We start from the raw sequence: 25889 nt of genomic DNA, 5'->3' as shown, positions 1-25889 counted from the left end.
GGCGTCGGCGACCCCGGATCGATCTACGACTACATCCGGGTCGCCACCTTCGCGATCGGCCCGGACGGGCGGATCAGCCAGTGGAGCGAGCGCGCCGCCGAGTTCTTCGGCGTCCCCGCCGGCGAAGCGGTCGGCGCCGACCCGATCGCCACCTTCGTCCCCCGCGAACTCTGGCAGCGCGGCCGCGCCCGGCTGGAACGCACCCTGGCCGGCGAGGAGTGGGTCGGCACCACCCCCTACCGGGAGGCGGGCGGCGGCGAGGGCCTCGCCGAGCTGTACCTGATGCCCGACAGCGCCCTGCCCACCGCCGGCGCCACCTGCCTCGCCGTCGACCTCGGCCGGCTGCGCCGGGTCGAGACCGACCTCGCCGCCTCCGAAGCCGTCTTCGGGCAGACCCCGACCGGCTTCGTGCTGTTCGACGACCGGCTGCGCCTCCAGCGGGTCAACGACGCCTTCGCCTCCGGCATGGGCCTCGCCCCTGCCGACCTCGAAGGCCTCACCGCGCACGACCTCTTCCCGGCCGGCGAGGCCGACCGGCTCACCGCCGCCCTGCGCAAGGTCCTCGCCACCGGCGAGCCCGTCTTCGACCTGCGCTTCCACACGCCCGTCCCCACCCGCGAGGGCAACCGGCTCTGGGCCGTGTCGCTGTACCGCCTCAACGGCAGCGCCGGGCAGCCGATGGGCATCGCCGGGCAGGTCTCCGACGTCACCAGCCGGCACGTCGCCGAACGCGAGGCGGACGGCGTGCGCCGCAACCTCGCCCTGCTCAACGAGGCCAGCGCCCACATCGGCTCCACCCTCGACCTGGAGACCACCGCCAAGGAACTGCTCGACGTCGTCGTCCCGCCGTTCTGCGACCTCGCCACCGTCGACCTCTACACCGCGCTGCTCTCCGGCGAGACCGTCCCCAGCGCCGGGCGGCTCGGCGACAGCGTGCTCACCGACGGCAGCGGCGAACTGCGCCGGGTCGCCGTCTCCAGCGTCATCGGCGGCGCCTCCTCGGTGCTCGGCTCCGTCACCGGCCTGCCGATCGCCGAAGCCGGCGGCACCCTCTGCTACCCGCGCCGCTCCCCGCACGCCCGGGCGCTGCGCACCGGCCGCAGCGTCGTCCCCGAGCCCGGGCCCGACCCGCTGCTGCGCTCCACCCTGATCGTCCCGCTGGTCGCCCGCGACCAGGTGCTCGGCCTCGTCCAGCTCTCCCGGGCGATCGGCAGCGAGCCCTTCGACGCCCGCGACGTCGCGATCGCCGAGGAACTCGTCGCCCGCGCCGCCGTCTGCATCGACAACGCCCGGCTCTACCGCCGCGAGCACGAGCGCGCCCTCATCCTCCAGCGCAGCCTGCTGCCCCCCGGCAAGCCGGCCGCCAGCGGCCTGGAGATCGCCTGCCGCTACCTGCCCAGCAACAACAACACCGAGGTCGGCGGCGACTGGTTCGACGTCATCCCGCTGCCCGGCAACCGCACCGCCCTCGTCATCGGCGACGTGATGGGCCGCGGCCTGCGCGCCGCCGTCGCCATGGGCCAACTGCGCACCGCCGTCCGCACCCTGGCCATGCTCGACCTCGACCCGGCCGAAGTGCTCGGCGCGCTCGACGAGATCGCCCGCGGCCTCGGCGACGACTCCGTCCCGGCCGGCCCGCACAGCCCGTACGGGCGGCTCACCTCGTCGGCCGACGAGGAGGCCCGCGAGGTCTACCTCGCCACCTGCGTCTACGCCGTCTACGACGCCGTCACCCGGCGCTGCGTGTTCGCCAACGCCGGCCACCTGCCGCCCGTCCTGCTCAGCCCCGGCGAACCCGCCCGGATGCTCGACGTGCCGCCCGGCCTGCCGCTCGGCGTCGGCGGCGAGCCCTTCGAGGAGGTCGAACTGACCCTCCCGGACGGCGCGTTGCTCGGCCTCTACACGGACGGCCTGGTGGAGAGCCGCAAGCACCAGCTCGACGAGGGCCTGAAGGCCTTCCGGGTCGCGCTCTCCGACGAGGGCAAGGGCCTGGAGGAACTCTGCGACCACGTGCTCGGCGAGCTCAACCCGCACCACGGCGAGGACGACATCGCCCTGTTGATGGCCAAGGTGCACGCCTTCCCCGAGGACGCGGTCGGCAACTGGTTCCTGCCGCCCGAGCCCACCTCCGTCGCCAAGGCCCGTGAACTGGCCTGCAGTTGGCTGCTCGCCCGGGGCCTGGACGAACTGGTCGACACCACCGAACTGCTCGTCAGCGAACTCGTCACCAACGCGCTCAAGCACGGCCGGGGCGAGATCCGGCTGCGGCTGCTGCGCGAGCGCAGCATGGTCTGCGAGGTCTGGGACGACGGCTACGCGCAGCCCCGGCAGCGGCGCGCCCAGGAGACCGACGAGGGCGGCCGCGGCCTGCAGCTCGTCAGCCTGCTCGCCGAGCGCTGGGGCAGCCGGCGCACCCCCAAGGGCAAGATCGTCTGGTTCGAGCTGGCGCTGTAGGGCCTGCGAGGGGATGGGCCGTCCGGGTGAGCCGCCCGGCGGCCCGCCGTGTCGGCCCGGGCCCCGCCCGCCCGGCGGCGTTGCATGACCGCCATGCCCGTCCGCCCGCTCACCGCCGCAGCCGCCGCGCTGCTGCTCGCCGCCGCGCTCGGCGGCTGCACCGAGGGCCCCGCCCCGGCCCGCACCCCGGCCGCCGCCCCCGTCCCGGCCGACCCGACCGCCGGCACCGGGGACGTCCGGCCGCCCGACCGCGACGCCGTCCGGGACGGCGGCACGGTGCGCTGGGCCCTGGACGGCGTCCCCGCCACGCTGAACGTCTACCAGGGCGGCGCCACCGCCGACTCGGCGCTGCTCGCGCAGGCGCTGTACCCCGCGCTGTTCCGGCCCGACGAGCACGGCCGGCTCGCCCCCGACCCGGACTACCTGGCCGGCGCCGAGTCCACCCCGCCCGGACAGCAGCCCCAGGTCGTCACCTACCGGCTCAACCCGCACGCCGTCTGGAGCGACGGCACCCCGCTGACCGCCGCCGACTTCAGCGCCCAGCGGGCCGCCCTCTCCGGGCTCGACCCCGCCTACCGCGGGCGCCCGGCCGCCGGGTACGACGCCATCGACTCGATCGCCCAGGGCGCCGACCCGCACGAGGTCAAGGTCACCTTCCGGCGGCCGTACGGCGAGTGGCGCGCGCTGTTCGGGCCGCTCTACCCGGCTGCCGAGACCGCCACCCCGGGCGCCTTCGCCCGGGCGCTCACCGGCACCGGACACCTCGGCGCCGGGCCGTACACCGTCGCCCGGTACGACGCCGAGCGGGTCGAAGTGGTGCGCAACCCGCTGTGGTGGGGGGACCGGCCGAAGGCCGAGCGGATCGACTTCCTCGCCGTCCCGCCCGAGCGGCGGCTCGACGCGCTCGACCAGGACCGGCTCGACGTCGCCCCGCTCACCGCCGCCGTGGACCGGGCCGAGCCCCAGGCGGCGGCACCGGCCCTCGAACGGGCCGCGTCGCTGCCCGGCCTCACCCTCCACCGGGCCGCAGCCGCCTCGCTCACCCAGCTCACCGTCAACGCCGCCCGCGGCCCGCTCACGGACCCGGCGCTGCGCCGCGCGCTCACCCGGGCCGTCGACCGGCGGCGGATCGCCGAGGCCGCCCTCGCCCCGCTCGGTCTGCCCGGCGCCCCGCTCGGCAGCCACCTGCTCGCCCAGGACCAGGAGGGCTACCGGGACGACAGCGCCGCGGCCGGGCGCGCGGACGCCGCCGACCTGCTGGAGCGGGCCGGCTGGAAGCGCCCGAACGGCGGCACCCGGACCAAGGACGGCAAGGAGCTGTCGCTGACGCTGCTGCTCCCGGCCGGCTCGGCCACCGCCGCCCGCACCGCCGAGGCGTTGCGGGCGAACCTCGCCGAGGCCGGCATCGCGGTCAGGCCGGTGGCCGTGCCCGCCGAGACCTTCGCCGCGGACCACCTGGCCGCCGGCGACTACGACCTCGCCCTGTTCTCCTGGCCCGCCGGCCCCAGCCCGGCAGCCGAGCAGCGGGCCGCCTACGCCAAGCCCCGGCCCAACCCGGACGGCGCCCTCGACCCCGGCGGCAACTACGCCCGCAGCGGCACCGAGGAGATCGACCGCCTCTTCGACCGGGCCGCCGCCGAGCTCGACCCGGCCGCCCGGCTCGACCTCCTCCAGGAGGCCGACGTCCGGATCTGGCAGCTCGGCCACTCCGTGCCGCTCTACCAGCGCCCCGACCTGGTCGGCACCCGGACCGGCCTCGCCGGAGCCGGCGCCTTCGGCTTCACCCGGCCGCGCTTCCAGGACGTGGGCTGGACCGGGTAGGGCGCCGTGAGCGCGGCGACCGGCTGTGATCTTGATCCCGCCCGACCTGGTCGTTTCTGCCCACCTGGGCGCTTCCCCGTACGATAGGGGGAAGCCGCGCATGTCCAGATGCCCGGCGGGTGGACCGGTAGTAGCAGGCGGAACGGGCGGCGGCGATCGACAGGGATCGCAAGTGCGCGTCACGCAGCCGGGCGCCGCAACCCACGATTCCGGGAGAATCAGCAAGGCATGCCCACGCGCAACGACATCCGTAACGTCGCCATCGTCGCCCACGTCGACCACGGCAAGACCACGCTGGTCGACGCCATGCTCAAGCAGGCCGGCGCCTTCGCCGCCCACCAGCAGCTCGACGACCGCATGATGGACTCGAACGACCTGGAGCGCGAGAAGGGCATCACCATTCTCGCGAAGAACACCGCGGTCAAGTACCACCCCAAGGACGGCGGCGCGCCGATCACCATCAACATCATCGACACCCCGGGCCACGCCGACTTCGGTGGCGAGGTCGAGCGCGGTCTGTCGATGGTGGACGCGGTCGTCCTGCTGGTCGACGCCTCCGAGGGCCCGCTGCCGCAGACCCGCTTCGTGCTGCGCAAGGCGCTCTCCCAGCGCCTGCCCGTCATCCTGTGCATCAACAAGACGGACCGCCCGGACTCCCGGATCGACGAGGTCATCAACGAGACCTACGACCTGTTCCTGGACCTGGACGCGGACGAGGAGCAGATCGAGTTCCCGATCGTCTACGCCTGCGCCCGTGACGGCGTCGCCTCGCTGACCAAGCCGGAGAACGGCACCGTTCCCGCGGACAGCACCAACCTGGAGCCGTTCTTCTCCACCCTGCTGGAGCACGTCCCGGCCCCCAGCTACGACGAGGACGCCCCGCTGCAGGCGCACGTCACCAACCTGGACGCCGACAACTTCCTCGGCCGCATCGCGCTGCTGCGCGTCGAGCAGGGCGAGCTGCGCAAGGGCCAGACCGTGGCCTGGATCAAGCGCGACGGCACGATCCAGAACGTCCGCATCTCCGAGCTGCTGATGACCGAGGCGCTCACCCGCAAGCCGGCCGAGGTGGCGGGCCCCGGTGACATCTGCGCCGTCGCCGGCATCTCCGACATCATGATCGGCGAGACCCTGGCCGACACCGAGAACCCGATCGCGCTGCCGCTGATCACGGTGGACGAGCCGGCCATCTCGATGACCATCGGCACCAACACCTCGCCGCTGGTCGGCCGCGGCGGCTCCGGCAAGGGCGCGGACGCCAAGTCCGGCGTCAAGGTGGACCGCAAGGTCACCGCCCGCCAGGTGAAGGACCGCCTGGACCGCGAGCTGATCGGTAACGTCTCGCTGCGCGTGCTGGACACCGAGCGCCCGGACGCCTGGGAGGTGCAGGGCCGCGGTGAGCTGGCGCTGGCCATCCTGATCGAGACCATGCGCCGCGAGGGCTTCGAGCTGACCGTCGGCAAGCCGCAGGTGGTCACCAAGGAGGTCAACGGCAAGACCCACGAGCCGGTCGAGCGCCTGACCGTGGACGTGCCCGAGGAGCACATGGGTGCCGTCACCCAGCTCATGGGCGTCCGCAAGGGCCGGATGGACAACATGTCCAACCACGGCTCGGGCTGGGTCCGGATGGAGTTCGTCGTGCCGTCCCGCGGCCTGATCGGCTTCCGCACCGAGTTCCTCACCAACACCCGCGGCACCGGCATCGCGCACTCGATCCACGAGGGCCACGAGCCGTGGTTCGGCCAGCTGACCACCCGCAACAACGGCTCGCTGGTCGCCGACCGCGCCGGTGTGGTCACCGCCTTCGCGATGACCAACCTGCAGGAGCGCGGCGTGCTCTTCTGCGAGCCGGGCACCGAGGTGTACGAGGGCATGATCGTCGGTGAGAACTCGCGCTCCGACGACATGGACGTGAACATCACCAAGGAGAAGAAGCTCACCAACATGCGGTCCTCGACCGCCGACGTGGCCGAGTCGATCGTCCCGCCGCGCAAGCTCTCGCTGGAGCAGTCGCTGGAGTTCTGCCGCGAGGACGAGTGCATCGAGGTGACCCCGGAGACGGTTCGCATCCGTAAGGTCGTTCTCGACCAGAAGGACCGCGGACGCACCGCCTCGCGCGCCAAGAAGGCGTGATCCGGTCATAGCCACGGCCTTTGGCCGGAATGTTCGCCCCCCTTTCCAGATGGAGAGGGGGGCGAACTTTTTCAACTACTCCAAGTTGTCGGGGCCGCTATTCACGGAATAGCGCTCATCACACCCGGGTGTCCGCTGAGCGGACGTGACAGTTCGTCATCCGTGACGACTGTCCGTTTGGTGCCTGTCTGGCTATGTCTCATATGTCCGGTTTTCGAAACTTACCGACTGTTCATGTGACCTAATTGAGATCGTCACTGGTCACTTTCGTGTCCGTGCGTGACGGATAGTGGAGCCAGTCAGGCTCGGGTCAAGGGTTAACGCGCAGGGGTGCGCGCCGAAACCACGAGCGCGGACGGCACAGCGGGCCCGGTATGAACCGTCCGCAGTGCTCTCCTCGTTGCAACGTCGAATTCAGGAGGCACACCGATGCGCGGTGCGAGCCAGGCCAAGTGGGTTGTCGCAGCTGTTGCTGTCGCCCTCGCCGCGACTGCTTGTGGTAGCGGTGGCAGCAGTGACAACTCCGCGGGTAGCAACGACAGCTCCGCGGTCGACCCCAACGGCGTCTTCAGCTACCAGAGCGGCGAGCCGCAGCGTCCGCTGCAGCCGGCCAACGCCATGGAGAACCAGGGCGGCCGCATCGTCAAGCAGCTCTTCATGGGCCTCGTCGACTACGACCCGGCGACCGGCGCGCTGCGCAACCAGGTGGCCGACAAGATCGAGACCACCGACGCCAAGCACTACACCGTCACCCTGAAGTCCGGCTGGACCTTCCACGACGGCACCCCGGTCACCTCCAAGTCCTTCGTCGACTCCTGGAACTGGTCGGCCAACCCGGCCAACAACCAGATCAACTCGGACTGGTTCTCCGACATCGCCGGCTACGACGCCGTGCACCCGGAGAAGGGCGACCCGACCGCCAAGGAGATGTCCGGTCTGAAGGTCGTCGACGAGACGCACTTCACCATCGACCTGACCAGCCCGGTCTCGTACTTCACGTACAAGCTCGGCTACTCCTCCTTCTACCCGCTGCCCGAGGGCTTCTTCAAGGACCCGGCCGGCTACGGCGAGAAGCCGGTCGGCAACGGCCCCTACAAGTTCAAGTCGTGGGAGCACAACAAGGCCATCACCCTTGAGGCCTACGACAAGTACCAGGGCACGAACAAGGCCAAGAACGGCGGAATCATCTTCCGCAACTACACGGCCGGCGAGGCCGCGTACAAGGACCTGATGTCCGACACCCTCGACGTGCTGGACCAGGTCGACCCGACCGACCTGCCGAAGTACAAGGACGACCTGGGCAAGCGCGCGGTCGACCAGCCGCAGGGCGCCATCCAGAACATCTCGTTCGCCCTGTACAACCAGGAGTGGAACGCCCCGGGCAAGGAGAAGGTCCGTCAGGGCCTCTCGATGGCGATCGACCGCGAGACCATCACCAAGACGGTCCTCAACGGCAACCGCCAGCCCGCCGACGCGTTCGTGGCCCCGGGCGTCATGGGCTACAAGGCCGGCACCTGCGGCGACGCCTGCAAGTTCGACCCGGCGAAGGCCAAGCAGCTGATCCAGGACGGCGGCGGCGTCCCCGGCAACAAGATCACCATCCTGTACAACTCCGACGGTGGTCACAAGGAGTGGGTCGACGCGGTCTGCAACTCGATCCGCCAGAACACCGGCGTCGAGTGCCTGGGCGACCCGAAGCCCGACTTCAAGACCTCGCGCGACCTGGTCACCAAGAAGCAGGTCCCGAGCATGATGCGTACCGGCTGGGTGCAGGACTACCCGCTGAACGCCAACTTCCTGCGTGACGTCTACGGCACCGGTGCCGCGGCCAACGACGCCGGCTACTCGAGCCCCGAGTTCGACAAGCTCACCAAGGAGGCCGACGCGGCCACCTCGGTCGAGAAGACCGCCGAGCTCTACCAGCAGGCCGAGGCCGTCCTGGCCAAGGACATGCCGGCCATCCCGCTCTGGTACTACAAGACCTCTTCGGGCTACTCGAAGAACGTCCAGAACGTGAAGTTCGACTCCTTCGGCAACCCGGTCTACACCGACGTCGAGGTCAAGAAGAAGTAATCGGTCGGCACCGCCTGACCCGGTGACAACGGCCGGTGCCCGTCCATCCCCACAAGGGCGAGAGGACTGGCACCGGCCGTTGGCACGCCGACTTATCTCTCCGGGTTGACGGGCCCGGCAGAGCCAACATGGAGGCACGATGGGGCGCTTTGTCGCGAGGCGACTGCTCCAGATGATCCCGGTGTTCATCGGAACGACCGCGCTCATCTTCTTTATGGTGCACGTGCTGCCGGGTGACCCGGTGGCCGCGATGTGGGGCGACAAGGCGCCGGACCCGGTCCAGCTCGCCGCCCTGAAGCACCAGATGCGTTTCGACGAGCCGCTGATCCAGCAGTACCTCGATTACATGGGGGGCCTGGTCACCGGTGACTTCGGAAAGACGCTGGGCAACCAGCGGCCGGTGCTCGACGTGATCACCGAGGCCCTGCCGGTCACCATCCGGCTGGCCCTGCTGGCCTTCGCCATCGAGATCGTGCTCGGTGTCGGCATCGGCCTGGTCTCCGGTCTGCGCCGCGGGAAGCTCTTCGACAAGGGCACCCTGGTCATGACCCTGCTGCTGATCTCGATCCCGGTCCCCGTGCTCGGCTTCGTGTTCCAGACGGTCTTCGGGCAGAACCTCGGCTGGGTCACCCCGACCGTCCAGGACAGCAACGACATCTCCCAGCTGGTGCTGCCGGCCGTCGTGCTCGGCTCGCTGTCGCTGGCGTACGTCGCACGCCTCACCCGTACCTCCATAGCCGAGAACATCAAGGCGGACTACGTCCGCACCGCGGTGGCCAAGGGCCTGCCGCGGCGCAAGGTGATCGGCACCCACCTGCTCCGCAACTCGCTGATCCCGGTGGTCACCTTCCTCGGCACCGACCTCGGCGCCCTGATGGGCGGCGCGATCGTGACCGAGGGCATCTTCAACGTCAAGGGTGTCGGCAACGCGCTCTTCATGGCGATCAACCACAAGGAGGGGCCGACGGTCTCCGGCTTCGTCGCCTTCCTGGTGCTTGTGTACCTGGCCGCCGGCTTGATCGTCGACCTGCTTTACGCGGTCCTGGACCCGAGGATTCGTTATGCCTGACCTGACCGAGAAGAAGGACGCGGGGCAGATCCCCTCCCCGCGCGAAGGGGCCGCCGCGGCGGCCGTGGCCAAGCCGGAGAAGGCCCGCAGCCTCGGCTCCGACGCCTGGCACGACCTGCGCCGCCGGCCGATCTTCGTGATCTCCGCGCTGCTGATCCTGCTGCTGGTCGTCATCGCGATCGCCCCGGGCCTGTTCACCTCGGTGGACCCGCGCGCCGGTGACCTGCGCGCCCACTACCTGGGCAAGCCGGACTACACCAACTTCTTCCAGGCGGACTGGTTCGGCTACGACATCCAGGGCCGCTCGATCTACGCCCGCGTGATCTACGGCGCCCGCGCCTCGGTCGTCGTCGGCATCTGCGTCACCGTCGGCGTGACCATCGTCGGCGGTCTGACCGGCATGATCGCCGGCTACTTCGGCGGCTGGGTCGACACGATCATCTCCCGCCTCACCGACGTCTTCTTCGGCATCCCGCTGCTGCTCGGCTCGCTGGTGATCCTCAACGCCTTCACCTCGCGCACCGTGTGGAGCGTGGTGTTCGCGCTGGTCGCCCTCGGCTGGACCCAGATGACCCGCGTCATGCGCGGCTCGGTCATCACCATCAAGCAGGCCGACTTCGTGACGGCCGCCAAGGCGCTCGGCGCCGGCACCGGCCGGATCATGTTCCGGCACATCCTGCCGAACGCGATCGCCCCGGTGATCGTCGTCGCCACCATCGCGCTCGGCGGCTACATCGCCCTCGAGGCGACCCTGAGCTGGCTCGGCATCGGTCTCCAGGACCCGACCATCTCCTGGGGCATCGACATCAGCTCGGCCCAGAAGTCCATCCGTACGGCCCCGTTCGCCCTGTTCTTCCCCGCCGGAATGCTGAGCCTGACGGTGCTGGCGTTCATCATGCTCGGCGACGCGGTGCGCGACGCCCTCGACCCGAAGCTCCGCTGAGAGAAGAGGTGACGACCCGATGACCACCGTGATCGAGAACAACAACCAGAAGAGCGACCGGCTCGAAGTCGGCACTCCCCTCCTGGAGGTCAAGGACCTCCACGTGGAGTTCCACACCCGGGACGGCATCGCCAAGGCCGTGAACGGCGTCAACTACTCCGTCGCGGCCGGCGAGACCCTCGCCGTCCTCGGCGAGTCCGGCTCCGGCAAGTCCGTGACGGCCCAGACCATCATGGGCATCCTGGACATGCCGCCCGGCAAGGTGACCAAGGGCGAGATCCTGTTCCGCGGCCGGGACATGCTCAAGATGAGCAACGAGGAGCGGCGCCAGATCCGCGGCCAGAAGATCGCGATGATCTTCCAGGACGCGCTCTCCGCGCTCAACCCGGTGCTCAGCGTCGGCTACCAGCTCGGCGAGATGTTCCGGGTGCACCAGGGCGCCTCCAAGAAGGAGGCGAAGGCCAAGGCCGTCGAGCTGATGGAGCGGGTCCGCATCCCCGCCGCCAAGCAGCGCGTGAACGACTACCCGCACCAGTTCTCCGGCGGCATGCGCCAGCGCATCATGATCGCCATGGCGCTGGCCCTGGAACCGGACCTGATCATCGCCGACGAGCCCACCACCGCCCTGGACGTCACCGTCCAGGCCCAGGTGATGGACCTGCTCGCCGAGCTGCAGGCCGAGTACAACATGGGCCTGATCCTGATCACCCACGACCTCGGCGTGGTCGCCGACGTCGCGGACAAGATCGCCGTGATGTACGCGGGCCGGATCGTCGAGACCGCCCCGGTGCACGAGCTGTACGCCCGCCCGGCGCACCCGTACACCAAGGGCCTGCTCCGCTCGATCCCGCGCCTGGACCAGAAGGGCCAGGAGCTCTACGCGATCAAGGGCCTGCCCCCGAACCTGCTGAAGGTGCCGACCGGCTGCGCGTTCAACCCGCGCTGCGACGTCGCCACCGACCTGTGCCGTACCGAGATCCCCCCGCTGCACCGGGTGACGGAGAAGGACGGCAAGGAGCTCATCGGCCGCGCCAGCGCGTGCCACCTCTGGAAGGAGACCCTCCATGGCTGAGCCCATCCTGGAGGTCAAGGACCTGGTCAAGCACTACCCGCTGACCCAGGGCGTCCTCTTCAAGAAGCAGGTCGGCGCGGTCAAGGCGGTCGACGGCATCTCGTTCGAGCTGGCCAAGGGCGAGACCCTCGGCATCGTCGGCGAGTCCGGCTGTGGCAAGTCCACGCTGGCCAAGGTGCTGATGAACCTGGAGCGGGCCACCTCCGGCCAGGTGCTCTTCAAGGGCGAGGACATCTCGACGCTGCAGGGTTCGGCCCTCAAGGCCGTCCGCCGCAACATCCAGATGGTGTTCCAGGACCCGTACACCTCGCTCAACCCGCGCATGACGGTCGGCGACATCATCGGCGAGCCCTTCGAGATCCACCCCGAGGTGGCTCCCAAGGGCGACCGCCGCAAGGCCGTCCAGGACCTGCTGGACGTCGTCGGCCTGAACCCGGAGTACATCAACCGGTACCCGCACCAGTTCTCCGGCGGCCAGCGCCAGCGCATCGGCATCGCCCGCGGCCTCGCGCTCAAGCCCGAGATCATCATCTGCGACGAGCCGGTCTCCGCCCTGGACGTGTCCGTCCAGGCGCAGGTGATCAACCTGCTGGAGCAGCTGCAGGGCGAGTTCGGCCTGTCGTACATGTTCATCGCGCACGACCTCTCCATCGTCCGGCACATCTCCGACCGCGTCGGCGTGATGTACCTCGGCAAGATGGTCGAGATCGGCACCGACGAGCAGATCTACGAGAACGCCACCCACCCGTACACCCAGGCGCTGCTCTCCGCCGTGCCGGTGCCGGACCCGACGGCGCGCGAGAACCGCGAGCGGATCATCCTCAGCGGCGACATCCCCTCGCCGGCCAACCCGCCGTCCGGCTGCCGCTTCCGCACCCGGTGCTGGAAGGCGGAGGACCGCTGCTCCGAGGAGGTCCCGCTGCTGGCGATCCCGACCACGCTGGAGGGCCCGGCCGCGCACGACTCGGCCTGCCACTTCCCCGAGGTCCGGGAGTCGGCCGCGGCCTGACGTCCCCCTGGCACACCCGGAAGGGCTCGCGGCTCCGGCCGCGGGCCCTTCCGGCGTTCCCGGGCCGGGAGCCGCGCGGACCGGGACCGGCGCCGATCCGTCGCGGCGTCAACTCGGCGCAGGGTCACGGCACCCGTCCGGGTGCTCCCGACTCGCGCCGTCGCCGGGGCGCGCTTCTCATGGGGTGTGATGCGACACACACCATGAGGAGGGACCTCCATGCCCGTAGCCGCCCGTGCTCGCCTGGTCCTCGCCGCCGCTACGTCCGTGGCCCTGGCGGCCACCGGCTGCAGCAGCAGTGGCGGAGGAGGCGGCAGCTCGTCGGACGCCAGCAAGACCTTCAGCTACCAGAGCAGCGAGCCGCAGAACCCGTTGCAGCCGGCCAACGCGAACGAGGTCGGCGGCGGTCGCATCATCCAGAACCTCTTCAAGGGGCTGGTGGACTACGACCCCAGCACCGCCAAGATCCGCATGCAGGTCGCCGACAAGATCGACACCAGCGACTCGCAGACCTTCACCGTCACCCTGAAGGACGGCTGGAAGTTCCACGACGGCACCCCGGTGCACGCCAAGAACTTCGTGGACTCCTGGAACTGGAGCGCCAACCCGAAGAACGCCCAGATCAACAGCTCCTGGTTCTCCGACATCGAGGGCTACAAGGACGTCCACCCGGCCAGCGGCCAGCCGACCGCCGACACGATGTCCGGCCTGACCGTCACCGACGACCTGCACTTCACCATCAAGCTGAGCAACAAGGTCTCGTACTTCACGTACAAGCTCGGCTACATCGCCTTCTCCCCGCTGCCGGACGGTTTCTTCAAGGACCCGGCCGGGTACGGGCAGAAGCCGGTCGGCAACGGCCCCTACCAGTTCGTCAGCTGGGCCCACAACACCGAGGTCGTCACCAAGGCCTTCCCGGACTACCAGGGCGTGGACAAGCCGAAGAACGGCGGCATCCGCTTCAAGATGTACACCACGTCCGAGGCCGCCTACGCGGACCTGCAGTCCAGCAACCTGGACGTGATGGACCAGGTGCCGCCGTCCGCGCTGGCGACGTACAAGAACGACCTGGGCGACCGGGCGATCGACGCCCCGCAGGGCGCCATCCAGAACATCGGCTTCACCCTGTACCAGGCCGACTGGGCCGGCGCCGACAAGGCCAAGGTGCGCCAGGGCCTGTCGATGGCGATCGACCGCGACACCATCACCAAGACCGTGCTGCAGGGCTCCCGCAAGCCGGCCACCGCGTGGGTCGCCGAGGGCGTCGAGGGCTTCAAGGACGGCGCCTGCGGCGACTTCTGCAAGTTCGACCCGGCGAAGGCCAAGCAGCTGATCCAGGAGGGCGGCGGCGTCCCCGGCAACAAGCTGCTGATCACCTACAACGCGGACGGCGGCCACAAGGAGTGGGTCGACGCGGTCTGCAACTCGATCCGGCAGAACACCGGTGTCGACTGCCTGGGCGACCCGAAGTCCGACTTCAAGACCGCCCGCGCGGCGATCACCTCGCACTCGCTCAACGGCGCCTTCCGCACCGGCTGGGTGCAGGACTACCCGCTGAACGCCAACTTCCTGAACGAGGTGTACCGCACCGGCGCCGCCTCCAACGACTTCGGCTACAGCGACCCGAAGTTCGACGAGGCCGCCACCAAGGCCGACGAGGCCGCGAGCGTCGCCGACACGGTGAGCGGCTACCAGGCGGCCGAGGCCGTGCTGCCGAGCGGGATGCCGGCCATCCCGCTCTGGTACTACCGCACCAACTCGGGCTTCTCCACCAAGGTGCAGAACGTCAAGTTCGACTCCTTCGGCAACCCGGCCTGGACCCAGGTCGAGGTCAAGGGCTGATCCATCGGCTCCCGCCGGCCCCGCCCTCCCCGCACGGAGGGCGGGGCCCGGCCCTCCCGGCCGACCGGTCCGCCCGACCGGCCGGCTACCTAGGAAGAAGGAGGCTCGGATGGGCAGTTACGTGCTGCGGCGGGTGCTGCAGATGATCCCGGTGTTCTTCGGCACCACGCTGCTGATCTTCCTGATGGTCTACACGCTGCCGGGTGACCCGGTGACCGCCCTGTTCGGCGAGAAGGCGGCGGACCCGGCCGTGGTGGCCAGCATCAAGCACAAGTACTTCCTCGACCAGCCGATCTGGAAGCAGTACCTGCACTACATGGGGAACCTCTTCCAGGGGGACTTCGGCACCAGCTTCACCGGCCGGCCGGTCTCCGACATCATGAAGGACGCCTTCCCGATCACCATCCGGCTCGCGCTGCTGGCCTTCGTCTTCGAGATGGTCCTCGGCCTCGCGCTCGGCCTGATCTCCGGCCTGAGCCGCGGCAGCATCGCGGACACCGCGGTGCTGATCCTGACCCTGGTGGTGATCTCCGTCCCGGTCTTCGTGCTGGCCTACATCGCGCAGACCATCTTCGCCACGAACCTCGGCTGGGTGACGCCGACGGTGCAGGACTCCCGGGACCTCTCCCAACTGGCGCTACCGGCGGTCGTGCTCGGCTCGCTCTCGCTCGCGTACGTCGCCCGGCTCACCCGGACGTCCATCGGCGAGAACCTGCGGGCCGACTACATGCGCACCGCGGTCGCCAAGGGCCTGCCCCGGCGGACCATCATCACCCGCCACCTGCTGCGCAACTCGCTTATCCCGGTGGTCACCTTCCTCGGCACCGACCTCGGCGCCCTGATGGGCGGGGCGATCGTCACCGAGGGCATCTTCAACGTGCAGGGCATCGGCAACGTGCTGTACCGGGCGATCAACACCAAGGAAGGCCCCACCGTGGTCGGCATCGTGACCGTCCTGGTGATCGTCTACCTGGTCGCCAGCCTGCTCGTCGACCTCCTCTACGCCGTCCTGGACCCGAGGATCCGCTATGCCTGACATCCACGACGAGGACTCGTACGAGCCGCACCCGAAGCCCGGGCTCTCGCGCCTCGACTACGCGGGCGAGCAGGGCATGGCCGTCGAGCAGGAGACGTTGGTCGAGCCCGACGCCGCGAAGCGCGAGGAGGCCCGCAGCCTGTGGGGCGACGCCTGGCGGGACCTGCGCCGGCGGCCGATCTTCCTGCTCTCGGCGGTCCTGATCCTGCTGCTGGTCGTGATGGCGATCTTCCCCTACGCCTTCACCGACGCCGACCCGCGCAAGGCCGACCTGGTGCACAACTACCTGCGCCGGCCGGACTGGGGCGACGTCTTCGGCAACGGCTGGTTCGGCTACGACGCGCAGGGCCGCTCGATCTTCGCCCGGGTGGTGTACGGCGCCCGCGCCTCGATCACCGTCGGCATCTTCGTCACCGCCGCGGTCACCGTGATCGGCGGGCTCACCGGCATGGTCGCCGGGTACTTCGGCGGCGCCGTCGACGCGGTGATCTCCCGGATCGTCGACATCTTCTTCGGCATCCCGCTGCTGCTCGGCGCCCTGGTGCTGCTCAACGCCTTCTCCACCCGCACGGTGTGGAGCGTGGTCATCGCGCTCGGGGTGCTCGGCTGGACCCAGATCGCCCGCGTGATGCGCGGCGCGGTGCTGACCGTCAAGCAGGCCGACTACGTGGTGGCCGGCCGGGCGCTCGGCGCCGGGACCGGGCGGCTGATGTTCCGGCACATCCTGCCGAACGCGATCGCCCCGGTGATCGTCGTCGCCACCATCGCGCTCGGCGGCTACATCGCCGCCGAGGCGACGCTGAGCTTCCTCGGCATCGGCCTGCAGGACCCGACCATCTCCTGGGGCATCGACATCTCCTCCGCCCAGAAGGTGATCCGCACGGCGCCGTACGTGCTGTTCTTCCCGGCCGCCGCGCTGTCCGTCACCGTGCTGGCCTTCATCATGCTGGGCGACGCGGTGCGCGACGCCCTCGACCCGAAGCTTCGCTGAGCGAGGGGAGCGCAACGTGACCACAGCGGTGGACACCACCCAGGGCGAACAGGACGCGGCGTACCAGGGGCCGCTGCTCGACGTACGGGACCTGCACGTCGAGTTCGTCACCCGGGACGGCGTGGCCAGGGCCGTCAACGGCGTCAACTACAGCGTCCGGGCCGGGGAGACGCTGGCCGTCCTCGGCGAGTCCGGCTCCGGCAAGTCGGTGACGGCGCAGGCGATCATGGGCATCCTGGACATGCCGCCGGCCCGGATCCCGCGCGGGGAGATCCGCTACCGCGGCCAGGACATGCTGAAGATGGGCAAGGACGAGCGGCGCCGGATCCGCGGCCGGAAGATCGCGATGATCTTCCAGGACGCGCTGTCCGCGCTCAACCCGGTGCTCAGCGTCGGCTTCCAGCTGGGCGAGATGTTCCGCGCCCACCAGGGCCTGTCCCGGGCGGAGGCCAAGGCGAAGGCCGTCGAGCTGATGGAGCGGGTCCGCATCCCGGCCGCCAAACAGCGGGTGAACGACTACCCGCACCAGTTCTCCGGCGGCATGCGCCAGCGCATCATGATCGCCATGGCGCTGGCCCTGGAACCGGACCTGATCATCGCCGACGAGCCCACCACCGCGCTGGATGTGACCGTCCAGGCCCAGGTGATGGACCTGCTCGCCGAGCTGCAGGCCGAGTACAACATGGGGCTCATCCTGATCACCCACGACCTCGGCGTGGTCGCCGACGTCGCCGACAAGATCGCCGTCATGTACGCGGGCCGGATCGTCGAGACCGCGCCCGTGCACGAGCTGTACGCGCGGCCCGCGCACCCGTACACCCGCGGCCTGCTGGACTCCATCCCGCGCCTGGACCAGAAGGGCCAGGAGCTGTACGCGATCAAGGGCCTGCCGCCGAACCTGCTGCGGATCCCCCCGGGCTGCGCCTTCAACCCGCGCTGCCCGCGCGCGCAGGACGTCTGCCGGGCCGAGGTGCCGGAGCTGTTCCCCGTCACCGAGGACGACGGGACGCCGCTGGAAGGCCGCGGCAGCGCCTGCTTCTTCTGGAAGGAGACCCTCCATGACCGTTGAGGGAACGGCCCCCCACGGTTCCAGCGCCCTGGGCGTGGCCGAGCCGGAGGAGACCGCCTTCACCCAGGAGGTGCGGCGCGGCGAACCGATCCTCGAAGTCCGCGACCTGGTCAAGCACTTCCCGCTGACCCAGGGCGTGCTGCTCAAGAAGCAGGTCGGCGCGGTCAAGGCGGTCGACGTGGTCAGCTTCGACCTGATGCAGGGCGAGACGCTGGGCGTCGTCGGCGAGTCCGGCTGCGGGAAGTCCACGCTGGCCAAGGTGCTGATGAACCTGGAGCCGGCCACCGGCGGGTCCGTCAAGTACAAGGGCGAGGAGATCTCCCGGCTGAGCGGGGCCGCGCTGAAGTCCGTCCGGCGCAACATCCAGATGGTGTTCCAGGACCCGTACACCTCGCTCAACCCGCGCATGACGGTCGGCGACATCATTGGCGAGCCCTTCGAGATCCACCCCGAGGTCGCGCCCAAGGGCGACCGCCGCAAGGCCGTCCAGGACCTGCTGGACGTCGTCGGGCTCAACCCCGAGTACATCAACCGGTACCCGCACCAGTTCTCCGGCGGCCAGCGCCAGCGCATCGGCATCGCCCGCGGCCTCGCGCTCAAGCCCGAGATCATCATCTGCGACGAGCCGGTGTCGGCGCTCGACGTGTCGGTGCAGGCGCAGGTGATCAACCTGCTGGAGCAGCTGCAGGGCGAGTTCAACCTGTCGTACATGTTCATCGCGCACGACCTCTCGATCGTCCGGCACATCTCCGACCGGGTCGGGGTGATGTACCTGGGGAAGATGGTCGAGATCGGCAGCGACACCGAGATCTACGACCACGCGACGCACCCGTACACCCAGGCGCTGCTGTCCGCCGTGCCGGTGCCGGACCCGGCCGCGCGGGAGTCGCGCGACCGGATCGTGCTCACCGGGGACGTGCCGTCGCCGGCCAACCCGCCGTCCGGCTGCCGGTTCCGGACGCGGTGCTGGAAGGCGCAGGAGCGGTGCGCGGTGGAGGTCCCGCTGCTCGTCTCGCCGAGTTGGCTGGAGGGCGGGGCGTTCCACGACTCGGCGTGTCACTTCGCGGCGGAGCGCGACATCGAGCAGAGCGCGGCGGAGCGCGAGAACGGGCAGAGCGCGGCGGAGCGCGAGAACGGCCCGGAGCCGGAGCAGCAGTAGCACCGCGGGCCCGAGGGCGCGTCCCCGTTCCCGGGGGCGCGCCCTTTCGCCGTGATGCAACCGAGATCTCCCGCGCCCTCCCCAAGTGCGGCCCCGTCCTTGATAGTTGCTCTGCGCCCGGCGAAGGTCGCGCTGCGCGGAGGAGGGCTGCTGATGGACGCGGTGGAGGTGATCGGAAGCCGGCCGAGCCTGGCGCCCGGGACCCCGTTGCTCGAGGTCGACGACCTGCACGTGGAGTTCCACACCCGGGACGGCGTGGCCAGGGCCGTGAACGGGGTGAGCTACTCGGTGGCCGCCGGCGAGACCCTGGCGGTGCTGGGGGAGTCCGGCTCGGGCAAGTCGGTGTCGGCGCAGGCGATCATGGGCATCCTGGACGTGCCGCCGGCCCGGATTTCCGCGGGGCGGATCCTCTTCCGCGGCGAGGACCTGCTGACCATGTCCGCCGGGGCCCGCCGGGCCGTCCGCGGCCAGCGGATCGCGATGATCTTCCAGGACGCGCTGTCCGCGCTCAACCCGGTGCTCAGCGTCGGCTACCAGCTCGGCGAGATGTTCCGGGTGCACCAGGGCCTGTCCCGGGCGGAGGCCAAGGCCAAGGCCGTCGAGCTGATGGAACGGGTCCGCATCCCGGCCGCCAAGCAGCGGGTCGGCGACTACCCGCACCAGTTCTCCGGCGGCATGCGCCAGCGCATCATGATCGCCATGGCGCTGGCCCTGCAGCCCGACCTGATCATCGCCGACGAGCCGACCACCGCGCTGGACGTGACCGTCCAGGCCCAGGTGATGGACCTGCTTGCCGAGCTGCAGGCCGAGTTCCGGATGGGGCTGATCCTGATCACCCACGACCTGGGCGTGGTGGCCGACACCGCGGACAAGATCGCCGTGATGTACGCGGGCCGGATCGTCGAGACCGCCCCGGTGCGCGAGCTGTACGCCCGCCCGGCGCACCCGTACACCCGCGGCCTGCTCGACTCGATCCCCCGGCTGGACCAGAAGGGGCGGGACCTGCACGCCATCAAGGGCCTGCCGCCCAGCCTGCTGCAGATCCCGCAGGGCTGCGCCTTCAATCCCCGCTGCGACCGGGCGCAGGACCGCTGCCTGACCGAACTCCCGCTGCTGACACCGGTGCTGGGCGAGGGCGGCGGCGAGCTGCCGGGCCGCCGCAGCGCCTGCCACTACTGGCGGGAGACGCTGCACGGCTGAGCCGGCGAGTGGCTTCAGCCGGTGTAGCCGACGTTCTCCCAGACGATGTCGGACAGGCCCTGCGCGCCGATGTTGGCGAGGTCGGCGCGGGCGCCCATCAGCTGCGGCCGCTGGTACAGCGGCAGCATGCCGGCCACCTTCCAGAGCTCGGCGTCGGCCTGGTTGATCGCCTCGGAGGCGGTGGCCGCGTCGGGCGCGGCGGCGGCCCGGTCGAGTGCGGAGTCCACCGCCGCGCTGCCGGCGCCGACGTGGTTGGTGCCGCCGTTCTGGACGAAGTTGGAGCGGTTGCCGCTGGCCGGGAAGGGGGTGCCGAGCAGCGAGTAGGCGGCGATGTCGAAGTTGTTCTGGTTGACGTACTTGTCGAAGAACTCGTTGGCGGCGGCGGTCACCGTGGTGACCTTGATGCCGACGTCCTTGAGCATCCTGGTGGTGCTGGCGGCCTCGTTCTGGGCCTGGGTGACGCCGGCCGGGACGACCATCCGCAGGTTCAGCTCGTGCCCGTCCTTCTTCCGCACGTCGCCCTCCAGCTTCCAGCCGGCCGCCTCCAGCTTGCGGGCGGCCTCGGCGGGGTCGAAGCGGGCGAGGCCCAGGGAGTTGTCCCGGTAGGCGTTCTGGTTGGCGACCAGCAGGTGGTTGTTGAGCGGGACGGCGGGCCAGTCCAGGCCGTTGAGGTCCGAGCGGATGACGGCGTCCCGGTTGATCGCCTGGAACACGGCCTGCCGGACGGTCGCGTCGGAGAGCGCCGGGGTGCGGGCGTTCAGGGTGAACTGCCGGAAGTCCGGCCCGCCCGCCCGGCGGACCACCGCGCCCTTGGTGTTCTTGACGGTCTGGTAACCCGCCACGTCCGGGCCGATGTTGACGAGCTCCAGCTCGCCCCTGGCGAAGGCGGCGGGCATCTCGTTGGGCAGCATGGCGTGGAAGACGATCCGGTCCAGCATCGGCTTGTCGCCCCACCAGGCGGGGTCGGCGACCAGGCTGACGGTCTGGGTGGCGCGGTCCAGCTTCTCCAGCTTGAACGGGCCGGCGGTGACCGGGATCGCGTCCAGGTAGGCGGTGTTGAACAGGTCCGGGGTGGCGATCCGGCTGGCCGGCAGCAGCGGCGCGTTGGCGGCGCCGTTGAACATCGACTGCCACTCGTTGAACGGGCGGTCGAAGGTCATCACGGCCTGGAAGTCGTCCTTGCCGCGCTCGACCGCGGAGACCAGCTCGAAGCCGGTGTTGCTGGACGGCCGGTAGGCCGGGTCCTTCCCGTTCAGGGCGCGCCAGTTGGCCTCGATGTCGCGCCAGGTGATCGGGGTGCCGTCGGACCAGTGCGCCTTCGGGTTGAGCGTCCAGGTGACCACCTGCCGGCCGTTCCTGGTCTCGGCGTGCGCCTCCTGCAGGTAGGCCGGGTTGGGGGTCTGGGTGCCGGCCGCGTCGGAGCGGAAGAAGGTGGGCAGCAGCGGCTTGGCGACGGTCATGGTCGAGGACTCGCTGCCGTCGGTGTGGATCGGCGACCACTGGTGGGAGAACTGCGGGATCGCCAGGTTCAGGGTGCCGCCCTGGCGCAGTTGGGCCCGGTCGTGCGGGTTGATGTCGATCGAGGTGAGCTTGGGGGCCGCGGCGGCGGACGGCGCGGCGTCCGCGGCGGGATCGCCCTGGCCGGCGCAGCCGCACAGGGTGAGGGAGAGCGTGACGGCGGTGAGGCCGGCGAGCAGCGCCGTCCGGTGGTGCTGGAGGCGGCGGCCCATCGGCGTGCTCCCGGTGTGACTGAGGTGGCTGGGGCGGAAGGTGTGGCGTCACATCTTGCTGACCTGGAGGGGGAGTTGTCGAGGGGCGGGCCCGCCGGATCGGTCACGATCCGGCAAGCCCGCCCCTGCGGGGTCCGCCCGTCAGGCGACGGTGAACTTGAAGGTGCGGTCCTTGTCGCCGGTCTTGTCGAACAGCGGGGTGATGGCGTCCGCGACGTCCTGCGGGGTGATCGCGGCGGTCTGGCCGTTCTTCTTGATCTTCACCTTGTCGAAGACGCCGTTCAGCTGGGAGCCCAGCGCGTCGAGGTCCCACTTGGGCGTGATCTTGCCGTTGGCGTCCGGGACCAGCGTGAGCGCCCTGGCGGCGGTCTTGCCGCCGAAGTCGAAGGACTTGGCGCCGGCCACGATGTGGATCTTGCCGTTGGTCACCTGCTTGCCGAGGCCGTCCGCGGCGGCCTGCAGGGCCTGGGCGGAGACCTTCGGCTGGGCGGCGGTCAGGGCGACCGCGATCGGCTGGTCGGGCTTGCCCGCGGCGCGGTCGCGGTAGGCCTGCTCGACGGCGTCCAGGGCGCCCGCCGAGTCCACCGCCTGACCGGCCTTGCCGGGGACGACGACCGGGTCGCCGGTGTCGGAGAACTTGACGTAGCCCTCCTGCAGCCCCTGCCCGGAGCCGGCGGCCAGCGAGTCCAGCGCGGACTTCAGCTTCGCCCGGTCGATCCGGACCTCCGGCTGGACCGCCTTGCTGCCGCCCTGGATCGACTTGATCACGTCGACCGGGTTGTAGCTGTGCTGGGCGAGGCCGTCCACGGTGGCCGTGGTGTCGAAGCTCAGCCCGGCCGCGGTCGGGTCGAGGTCGACCGTCTGGTCGCCGATCTTCAGCTTGAGCGGCTGCTGGCCGGCCTTGCCGACCGTGCCGTCCAGCTGGTGGATGGCCTGGTCGCGGCTGCTGCCGCCGATGTCGGTGCCGAGCACCACGGTGCCCTTGGGGACGTCCGACTGGTTGAGCATCAGGCCGGTGCCGTACGCCGCGGCGCCGAGGAACAGCACGCCGGCCACGGCGTAGACGCCGAGCTTGACGAGCTTCTTGCCGGGGCCGCCGCGCTTGGCCTTGGCGGGCTCGGCCTTGGCCGGCGCGGGCGCCGGTGCGGGCGCGGGCTTCGGGGCGGCCGCGGGCCCGGGCTCGGTGGCCGAGGGCGCAGGGGCCGGGGCGGGCAGCGGGGTGACCTCGGTGGCCTCCGGGTCGCGCCCGGCCCGCTGCGGGCGGCCGGGGGCGGCGCCGGGGGTGCCCTGGGCGTTCGGGACGCCCGGGAAGAGCGAGCCGGGGGCGGCGGCCTGGGCACCGGGCTGGCCGCCCGGCTGCTGGGCCCCCTGCGGCGCTCCGTGCGGGGTTCCCTGCGGGGCGAAGGCGTCCTGGCCCGGAGCGGCGGTGCGCTGGGTGCCGAACGGGTCGGTGCCGGTCGGGGCCGAGGCGAACAGGCCCGGCTGCGGACGGCCTTCGGCGGCGCGCGGGGCACCGCCGCCGGGCCGGCCGGGTATGCCGGCGGGCGGCAGGACGTCCTCGCGGATCGGCGCGAAGCCGTCGACGGAGGTGTCCTCCGGGTTCGGCTGCTCGACCGCCGGGCCCTGCGGGGCGGCGCCCGGGCGCGGGCCGTTCTGCCGCGGTCCGTTCTGCCGCGGGCCGCCCGGCTGCGGACGGCCGCCGCGCGGGCCGCGCGCACCGGCCTCGGGGCCGGCGGCCGGGGCGAACGGGTCGGCGACCGGCGCGAACGGGTCGGCGGCCTGGTAGACGCCGGGCTCCTCCAGCGGGGCCTCGGCGCCGAACGGCGCGGTGGGCGCGCCGCCCTGGCGCTGGCCCGGGTTCGGCGCCTTCGCCTGGGCGGGCACCGGGCGGCCGTTCGGCCGGGCCTGGCCCGCGCCCGGCGCCGGGCGGGCAGCGGCGGCACCGGCCTGCGGCCGGGCCTCGGCGGCGGCAGCGGCCTGCGGCTCGCCGCCGGGGCCGAACGGGTCGGCGGCGGGGGCGCCGGCCGGCACCGTGGCCGGCGCGGGCTCGGCGGGCTGGTTCTTCTTCTGCCGCGGCCGGAACCAGGCGCCGGTGGACTCGGACTCCGAGGTCGCCGGCGGGATCGGCGGGATCTGCCACTCCGGCGGCAGGTTCGGCGGGGTGCCCTTGCGGTCGTTGCCCTCCATCACACCGAGCACGGGGGAGCCGGGCGCGGTGCGGTGCCGGCGGCCGCCGGGCTCGGGGGCCGCCGGGGCCTCCTCGGCCGGGCCGTCCTCGCCCCTGCCGGGGCCGTCCTCGTTCTTGACGGTGCTGCGGACGACGACCGGCGGGATCGGGCGCGAGCCGGGGATGTTGATCCGGACCCGGGTGGTCAGGGTGGTCTCGGTCTTCGGACCGTCGTCCTCGCCGCCCGACGCGGCGCCCTGGGCGGCACCGGCCGCGGCCCGGTCGCCGCCGGGGAGCCCCGGGGTGCCGTAGGGCGGGGTGCCCGACGGGTAGGCGTCCGGACCCGTGCGCCGCGGCGTCGGGTTGGCGTTGTCAGATTCGCGGCTGCTCAATGCTGCTCTGCTCCGGGTTCGCGGGCGGGCCGTGCGGCGCGACCGCGGTTCGTGGTCGCCGGGGCCTGGGGCCGGGTCTGTGGCCTCGCTCCAGGCGGGCGGCGGTCGGGTACGACGTACTGCGGGACCACCATACTGGGAAGAACTGAGCGGGGAACGGCCACGGACAGATCCTGATACGTCCGGTTCCTCCGGTATGAGAGTACGGCCGAACGCTCCTGACTGCGCGTCGCGTGCGGTACCGTACGCCGCGCCCCGCCGGGGTCAGCGCGGCGGGCCGGGCACCCCGGGGAACCAGCTGGTCCGGGTCGGCAGGGTGGCGCAGATCACGCCCAGCACCGAGCCGGCGAACAGCCAGGCCAGCGAGGTGGCGTTGGACCAGAGCACGTTGTCGCCCTCCGGCCGCGGCACGATCAGCAGCAGCATCGCCAGGAACCAGCCGGCCGCGGGCAGTCCGGCGCCGAGCCGGGTGCCGGTGATCCGCAGGCCGGCGTAGAAGGTCGCGCCGGTCGCGGCGAGCGCCAGCAGGACTCCCACCGGCGGCCACAAGGCCTGCACAAAGGCTCCGCACACCGACACCGCGATGCCCAGCAGGAAGAACAGGACGTACACGACGATCCGGGCGGCGCGCGGCGGTTGGGGCTCGGCCAGCCGCTCCTCGCGGGTGCCGATCACGGCCGCCGCCCACGAGCGGTCCTTCGGGCTGTCCTTCGGGTTGCCCTTCGGGCTCTCCTTCGGGCGGTCCTGGGGGCCGCGCTGCGGCCGGTCGGCGGGCGCGGTCATCGGGCGCTCCCCTCGGAGGCGGTGGCGCTCGCCCGGGCGGCCCCGGTGTCGAGGCCCGCGAACAGGTCGTCCTCCGGGCCGTCGCCGGGCCCGGCCTGGCCGTGCACCAGCTGGTAGTACTCGGTGGCGAACAGCGGCTGGCCGAGGTGGTTGGAGAGCGCGAAGGAGTCGCCGTCCACGGTGATCTGGGTGGCGTGCGCGGTCAGCGCGGCGGCCTTGTGCCCGGCGTACGCGGAGCCGTCCACCACGGTGGTGACGACCTCGTCGGCCACCACCCCGGGGACGTCGGCGGGTTCGGCCACGCCCGGGAAGCGCGCCGCGGCGGCGGTCGCGGCGAGCCCGGCGTCGAGCACCGAGCGGGGCATCCGGTTCCAGTACACCTTGGCGGTCCGCCAGGCCGGGCCCAGCTCCGGGCGGTGCGCCGGATCCGCGGCCAGCTCGTACGCGCGCATCGCGACCCGGTGCGCCTGGATGTGGTCCGGGTGCCCGTAGCCGCCGTCCGGGTCGTACGTGACCAGCACCTGCGGCCGCACCTCGCGGATCACCGCGACCAGGTGGTCGGCCGCCTCGTCCACGTCGGCCTGCCAGAAGCAGCCGGGCACGTCGTTGTCGGGCACGCCCATCATCCCGGAGTCGCGGTAGCGCCCCGGGCCGCCGAGGAAGCGGAAGTCGGTGACGCCGAGGGCGCGCATCGCCTCGGTGAGCTCGCCGATCCGGTACGCGCCGAGGATGTCCTCCCGATCGGCCGTCAGGTGGGCCAGCTCGGGCGGGATCACCTCGCCGCCCTCGCCGAGGGTGCAGGTCACCAGGGTGACGCCGGCGCCCTCGGCGGCGTACCGGGCCATGGTGGCGCCGTTGCCGATCGACTCGTCGTCGGGGTGGGCGTGCACCAGGAGCAGGCGGCGGCCGGTAGTCGCGGTCATGGGAGGAAGCCTAACCACCGGCC

At 71.3% G+C, this 25889-nt stretch carries 18 protein-coding genes; 14 read left to right on the top strand and 4 right to left on the bottom strand.

Annotation, left to right across the window (positions count from 1 at the left end; genetic code table 11):
• Nucleotides 1-21: 21 nt before the first annotated feature.
• The 14 genes from AB2U05_RS12505 to AB2U05_RS12440 all read left to right on the top strand — a co-directional run bounded on the left by AB2U05_RS12505 (nt 22) and on the right by AB2U05_RS12440 (nt 19871).
• Entirely contained in the window at nt 22-2454 is a 2433-nt protein-coding gene (locus AB2U05_RS12505; protein ID WP_045704893.1) for a SpoIIE family protein phosphatase, read from the top strand.
• Between the two features lie 93 nt (nt 2455-2547).
• Complete coding sequence (locus AB2U05_RS12500; RefSeq protein WP_369183224.1) at nt 2548-4275, top strand: ABC transporter family substrate-binding protein; 1728 nt, start codon at nt 2548-2550, stop codon at nt 4273-4275.
• A gap of 228 nt (nt 4276-4503) precedes the next feature.
• The gene (typA, locus tag AB2U05_RS12495) at nt 4504-6408 is read left to right on the top strand and encodes a translational GTPase TypA (protein WP_045704883.1); all 1905 of its coding nucleotides are present in this window, start codon (nt 4504-4506) and stop codon (nt 6406-6408) included.
• A 429-nt stretch (nt 6409-6837) separates the two neighbouring features.
• Nucleotides 6838-8481 carry an ABC transporter substrate-binding protein gene (locus tag AB2U05_RS12490; RefSeq protein WP_045704884.1) on the top strand — a complete coding sequence of 548 codons (1644 nt, stop codon included), beginning with the start codon at nt 6838-6840 and terminating at the stop codon, nt 8479-8481.
• A 139-nt stretch (nt 8482-8620) separates the two neighbouring features.
• Entirely contained in the window at nt 8621-9550 is a 930-nt protein-coding gene (locus AB2U05_RS12485) for an ABC transporter permease (RefSeq protein ID WP_045704885.1), read from the top strand.
• Nucleotides 9543-10493 (top strand): ABC transporter permease, encoded by a 951-nt coding sequence (locus AB2U05_RS12480; RefSeq protein WP_045704887.1) that lies wholly within the window; start codon nt 9543-9545, stop codon nt 10491-10493. Before AB2U05_RS12485 ends, AB2U05_RS12480 begins: the two co-directional genes overlap by 8 nt.
• Nucleotides 10494-10512: 19 nt before the next feature.
• Nucleotides 10513-11565, top strand: coding sequence for an ABC transporter ATP-binding protein (locus AB2U05_RS12475; RefSeq protein WP_369183223.1), 1053 nt, complete (start codon nt 10513-10515; stop codon nt 11563-11565).
• Nucleotides 11558-12574 carry an ABC transporter ATP-binding protein gene (locus tag AB2U05_RS12470; protein ID WP_369183222.1) on the top strand — a complete coding sequence of 339 codons (1017 nt, stop codon included), beginning with the start codon at nt 11558-11560 and terminating at the stop codon, nt 12572-12574. Before AB2U05_RS12475 ends, AB2U05_RS12470 begins: the two co-directional genes overlap by 8 nt.
• 219 nt (nt 12575-12793) lie before the next feature.
• On the top strand, nt 12794-14416 hold the full coding sequence (locus AB2U05_RS12465; protein WP_045705518.1) for an ABC transporter substrate-binding protein: 1623 nt from the start codon (nt 12794-12796) through the stop codon (nt 14414-14416).
• Nucleotides 14417-14525: 109 nt separating this feature from the next.
• On the top strand, nt 14526-15452 hold the full coding sequence (locus AB2U05_RS12460; protein ID WP_045705516.1) for an ABC transporter permease: 927 nt from the start codon (nt 14526-14528) through the stop codon (nt 15450-15452).
• A gap of 76 nt (nt 15453-15528) precedes the next feature.
• Nucleotides 15529-16443 (top strand): ABC transporter permease, encoded by a 915-nt coding sequence (locus AB2U05_RS12455; protein ID WP_045705522.1) that lies wholly within the window; start codon nt 15529-15531, stop codon nt 16441-16443.
• 16 nt (nt 16444-16459) lie between these two features.
• Nucleotides 16460-17512: an ABC transporter ATP-binding protein gene (locus tag AB2U05_RS12450; RefSeq protein WP_369183221.1), complete on the top strand. Its 1053-nt coding sequence runs from the start codon at nt 16460-16462 to the stop codon at nt 17510-17512.
• Nucleotides 17502-18671 (top strand): ABC transporter ATP-binding protein, encoded by a 1170-nt coding sequence (locus AB2U05_RS12445; protein WP_369183220.1) that lies wholly within the window; start codon nt 17502-17504, stop codon nt 18669-18671. Before AB2U05_RS12450 ends, AB2U05_RS12445 begins: the two co-directional genes overlap by 11 nt.
• A 153-nt stretch (nt 18672-18824) precedes the next feature.
• A complete protein-coding gene (locus AB2U05_RS12440) occupies nt 18825-19871 on the top strand; it encodes an ABC transporter ATP-binding protein (RefSeq protein WP_369183219.1) in 1047 nt (348 codons plus the stop codon).
• A gap of 14 nt (nt 19872-19885) precedes the next feature.
• On the opposite strand, the gene AB2U05_RS12435 is transcribed toward AB2U05_RS12440, so the two are convergent.
• The 4 genes from AB2U05_RS12435 to mshB form a co-directional block, all read right to left on the bottom strand.
• Nucleotides 19886-21601: an ABC transporter family substrate-binding protein gene (locus AB2U05_RS12435; RefSeq protein WP_045705481.1), complete on the bottom strand. Its 1716-nt coding sequence runs from the start codon at nt 21599-21601 to the stop codon at nt 19886-19888.
• A gap of 141 nt (nt 21602-21742) precedes the next feature.
• Nucleotides 21743-24160 carry a hypothetical protein gene (locus AB2U05_RS12430; protein ID WP_369183218.1) on the bottom strand — a complete coding sequence of 806 codons (2418 nt, stop codon included), beginning with the start codon at nt 24158-24160 and terminating at the stop codon, nt 21743-21745.
• Nucleotides 24161-24424: 264 nt separating this feature from the next.
• Entirely contained in the window at nt 24425-24943 is a 519-nt protein-coding gene (locus AB2U05_RS12425) for a DUF6113 family protein (RefSeq protein ID WP_107073096.1), read from the bottom strand.
• Nucleotides 24940-25866, bottom strand: coding sequence for an N-acetyl-1-D-myo-inositol-2-amino-2-deoxy-alpha-D-glucopyranoside deacetylase (gene mshB / locus AB2U05_RS12420; protein WP_369183217.1), 927 nt, complete (start codon nt 25864-25866; stop codon nt 24940-24942). The genes AB2U05_RS12425 and mshB overlap by 4 nt, the downstream gene beginning before the upstream one ends.
• Nucleotides 25867-25889 lie beyond the last annotated feature (23 nt).

The sequence above is a fragment of the Streptomyces sp. Y1 genome, from assembly GCF_041053115.1.
Taxonomy (GTDB): Bacteria; Actinomycetota; Actinomycetes; order Streptomycetales; family Streptomycetaceae; genus Kitasatospora; species Kitasatospora rubellomurina.
This window is presented reverse-complemented; position numbering and strand designations above follow the sequence as displayed.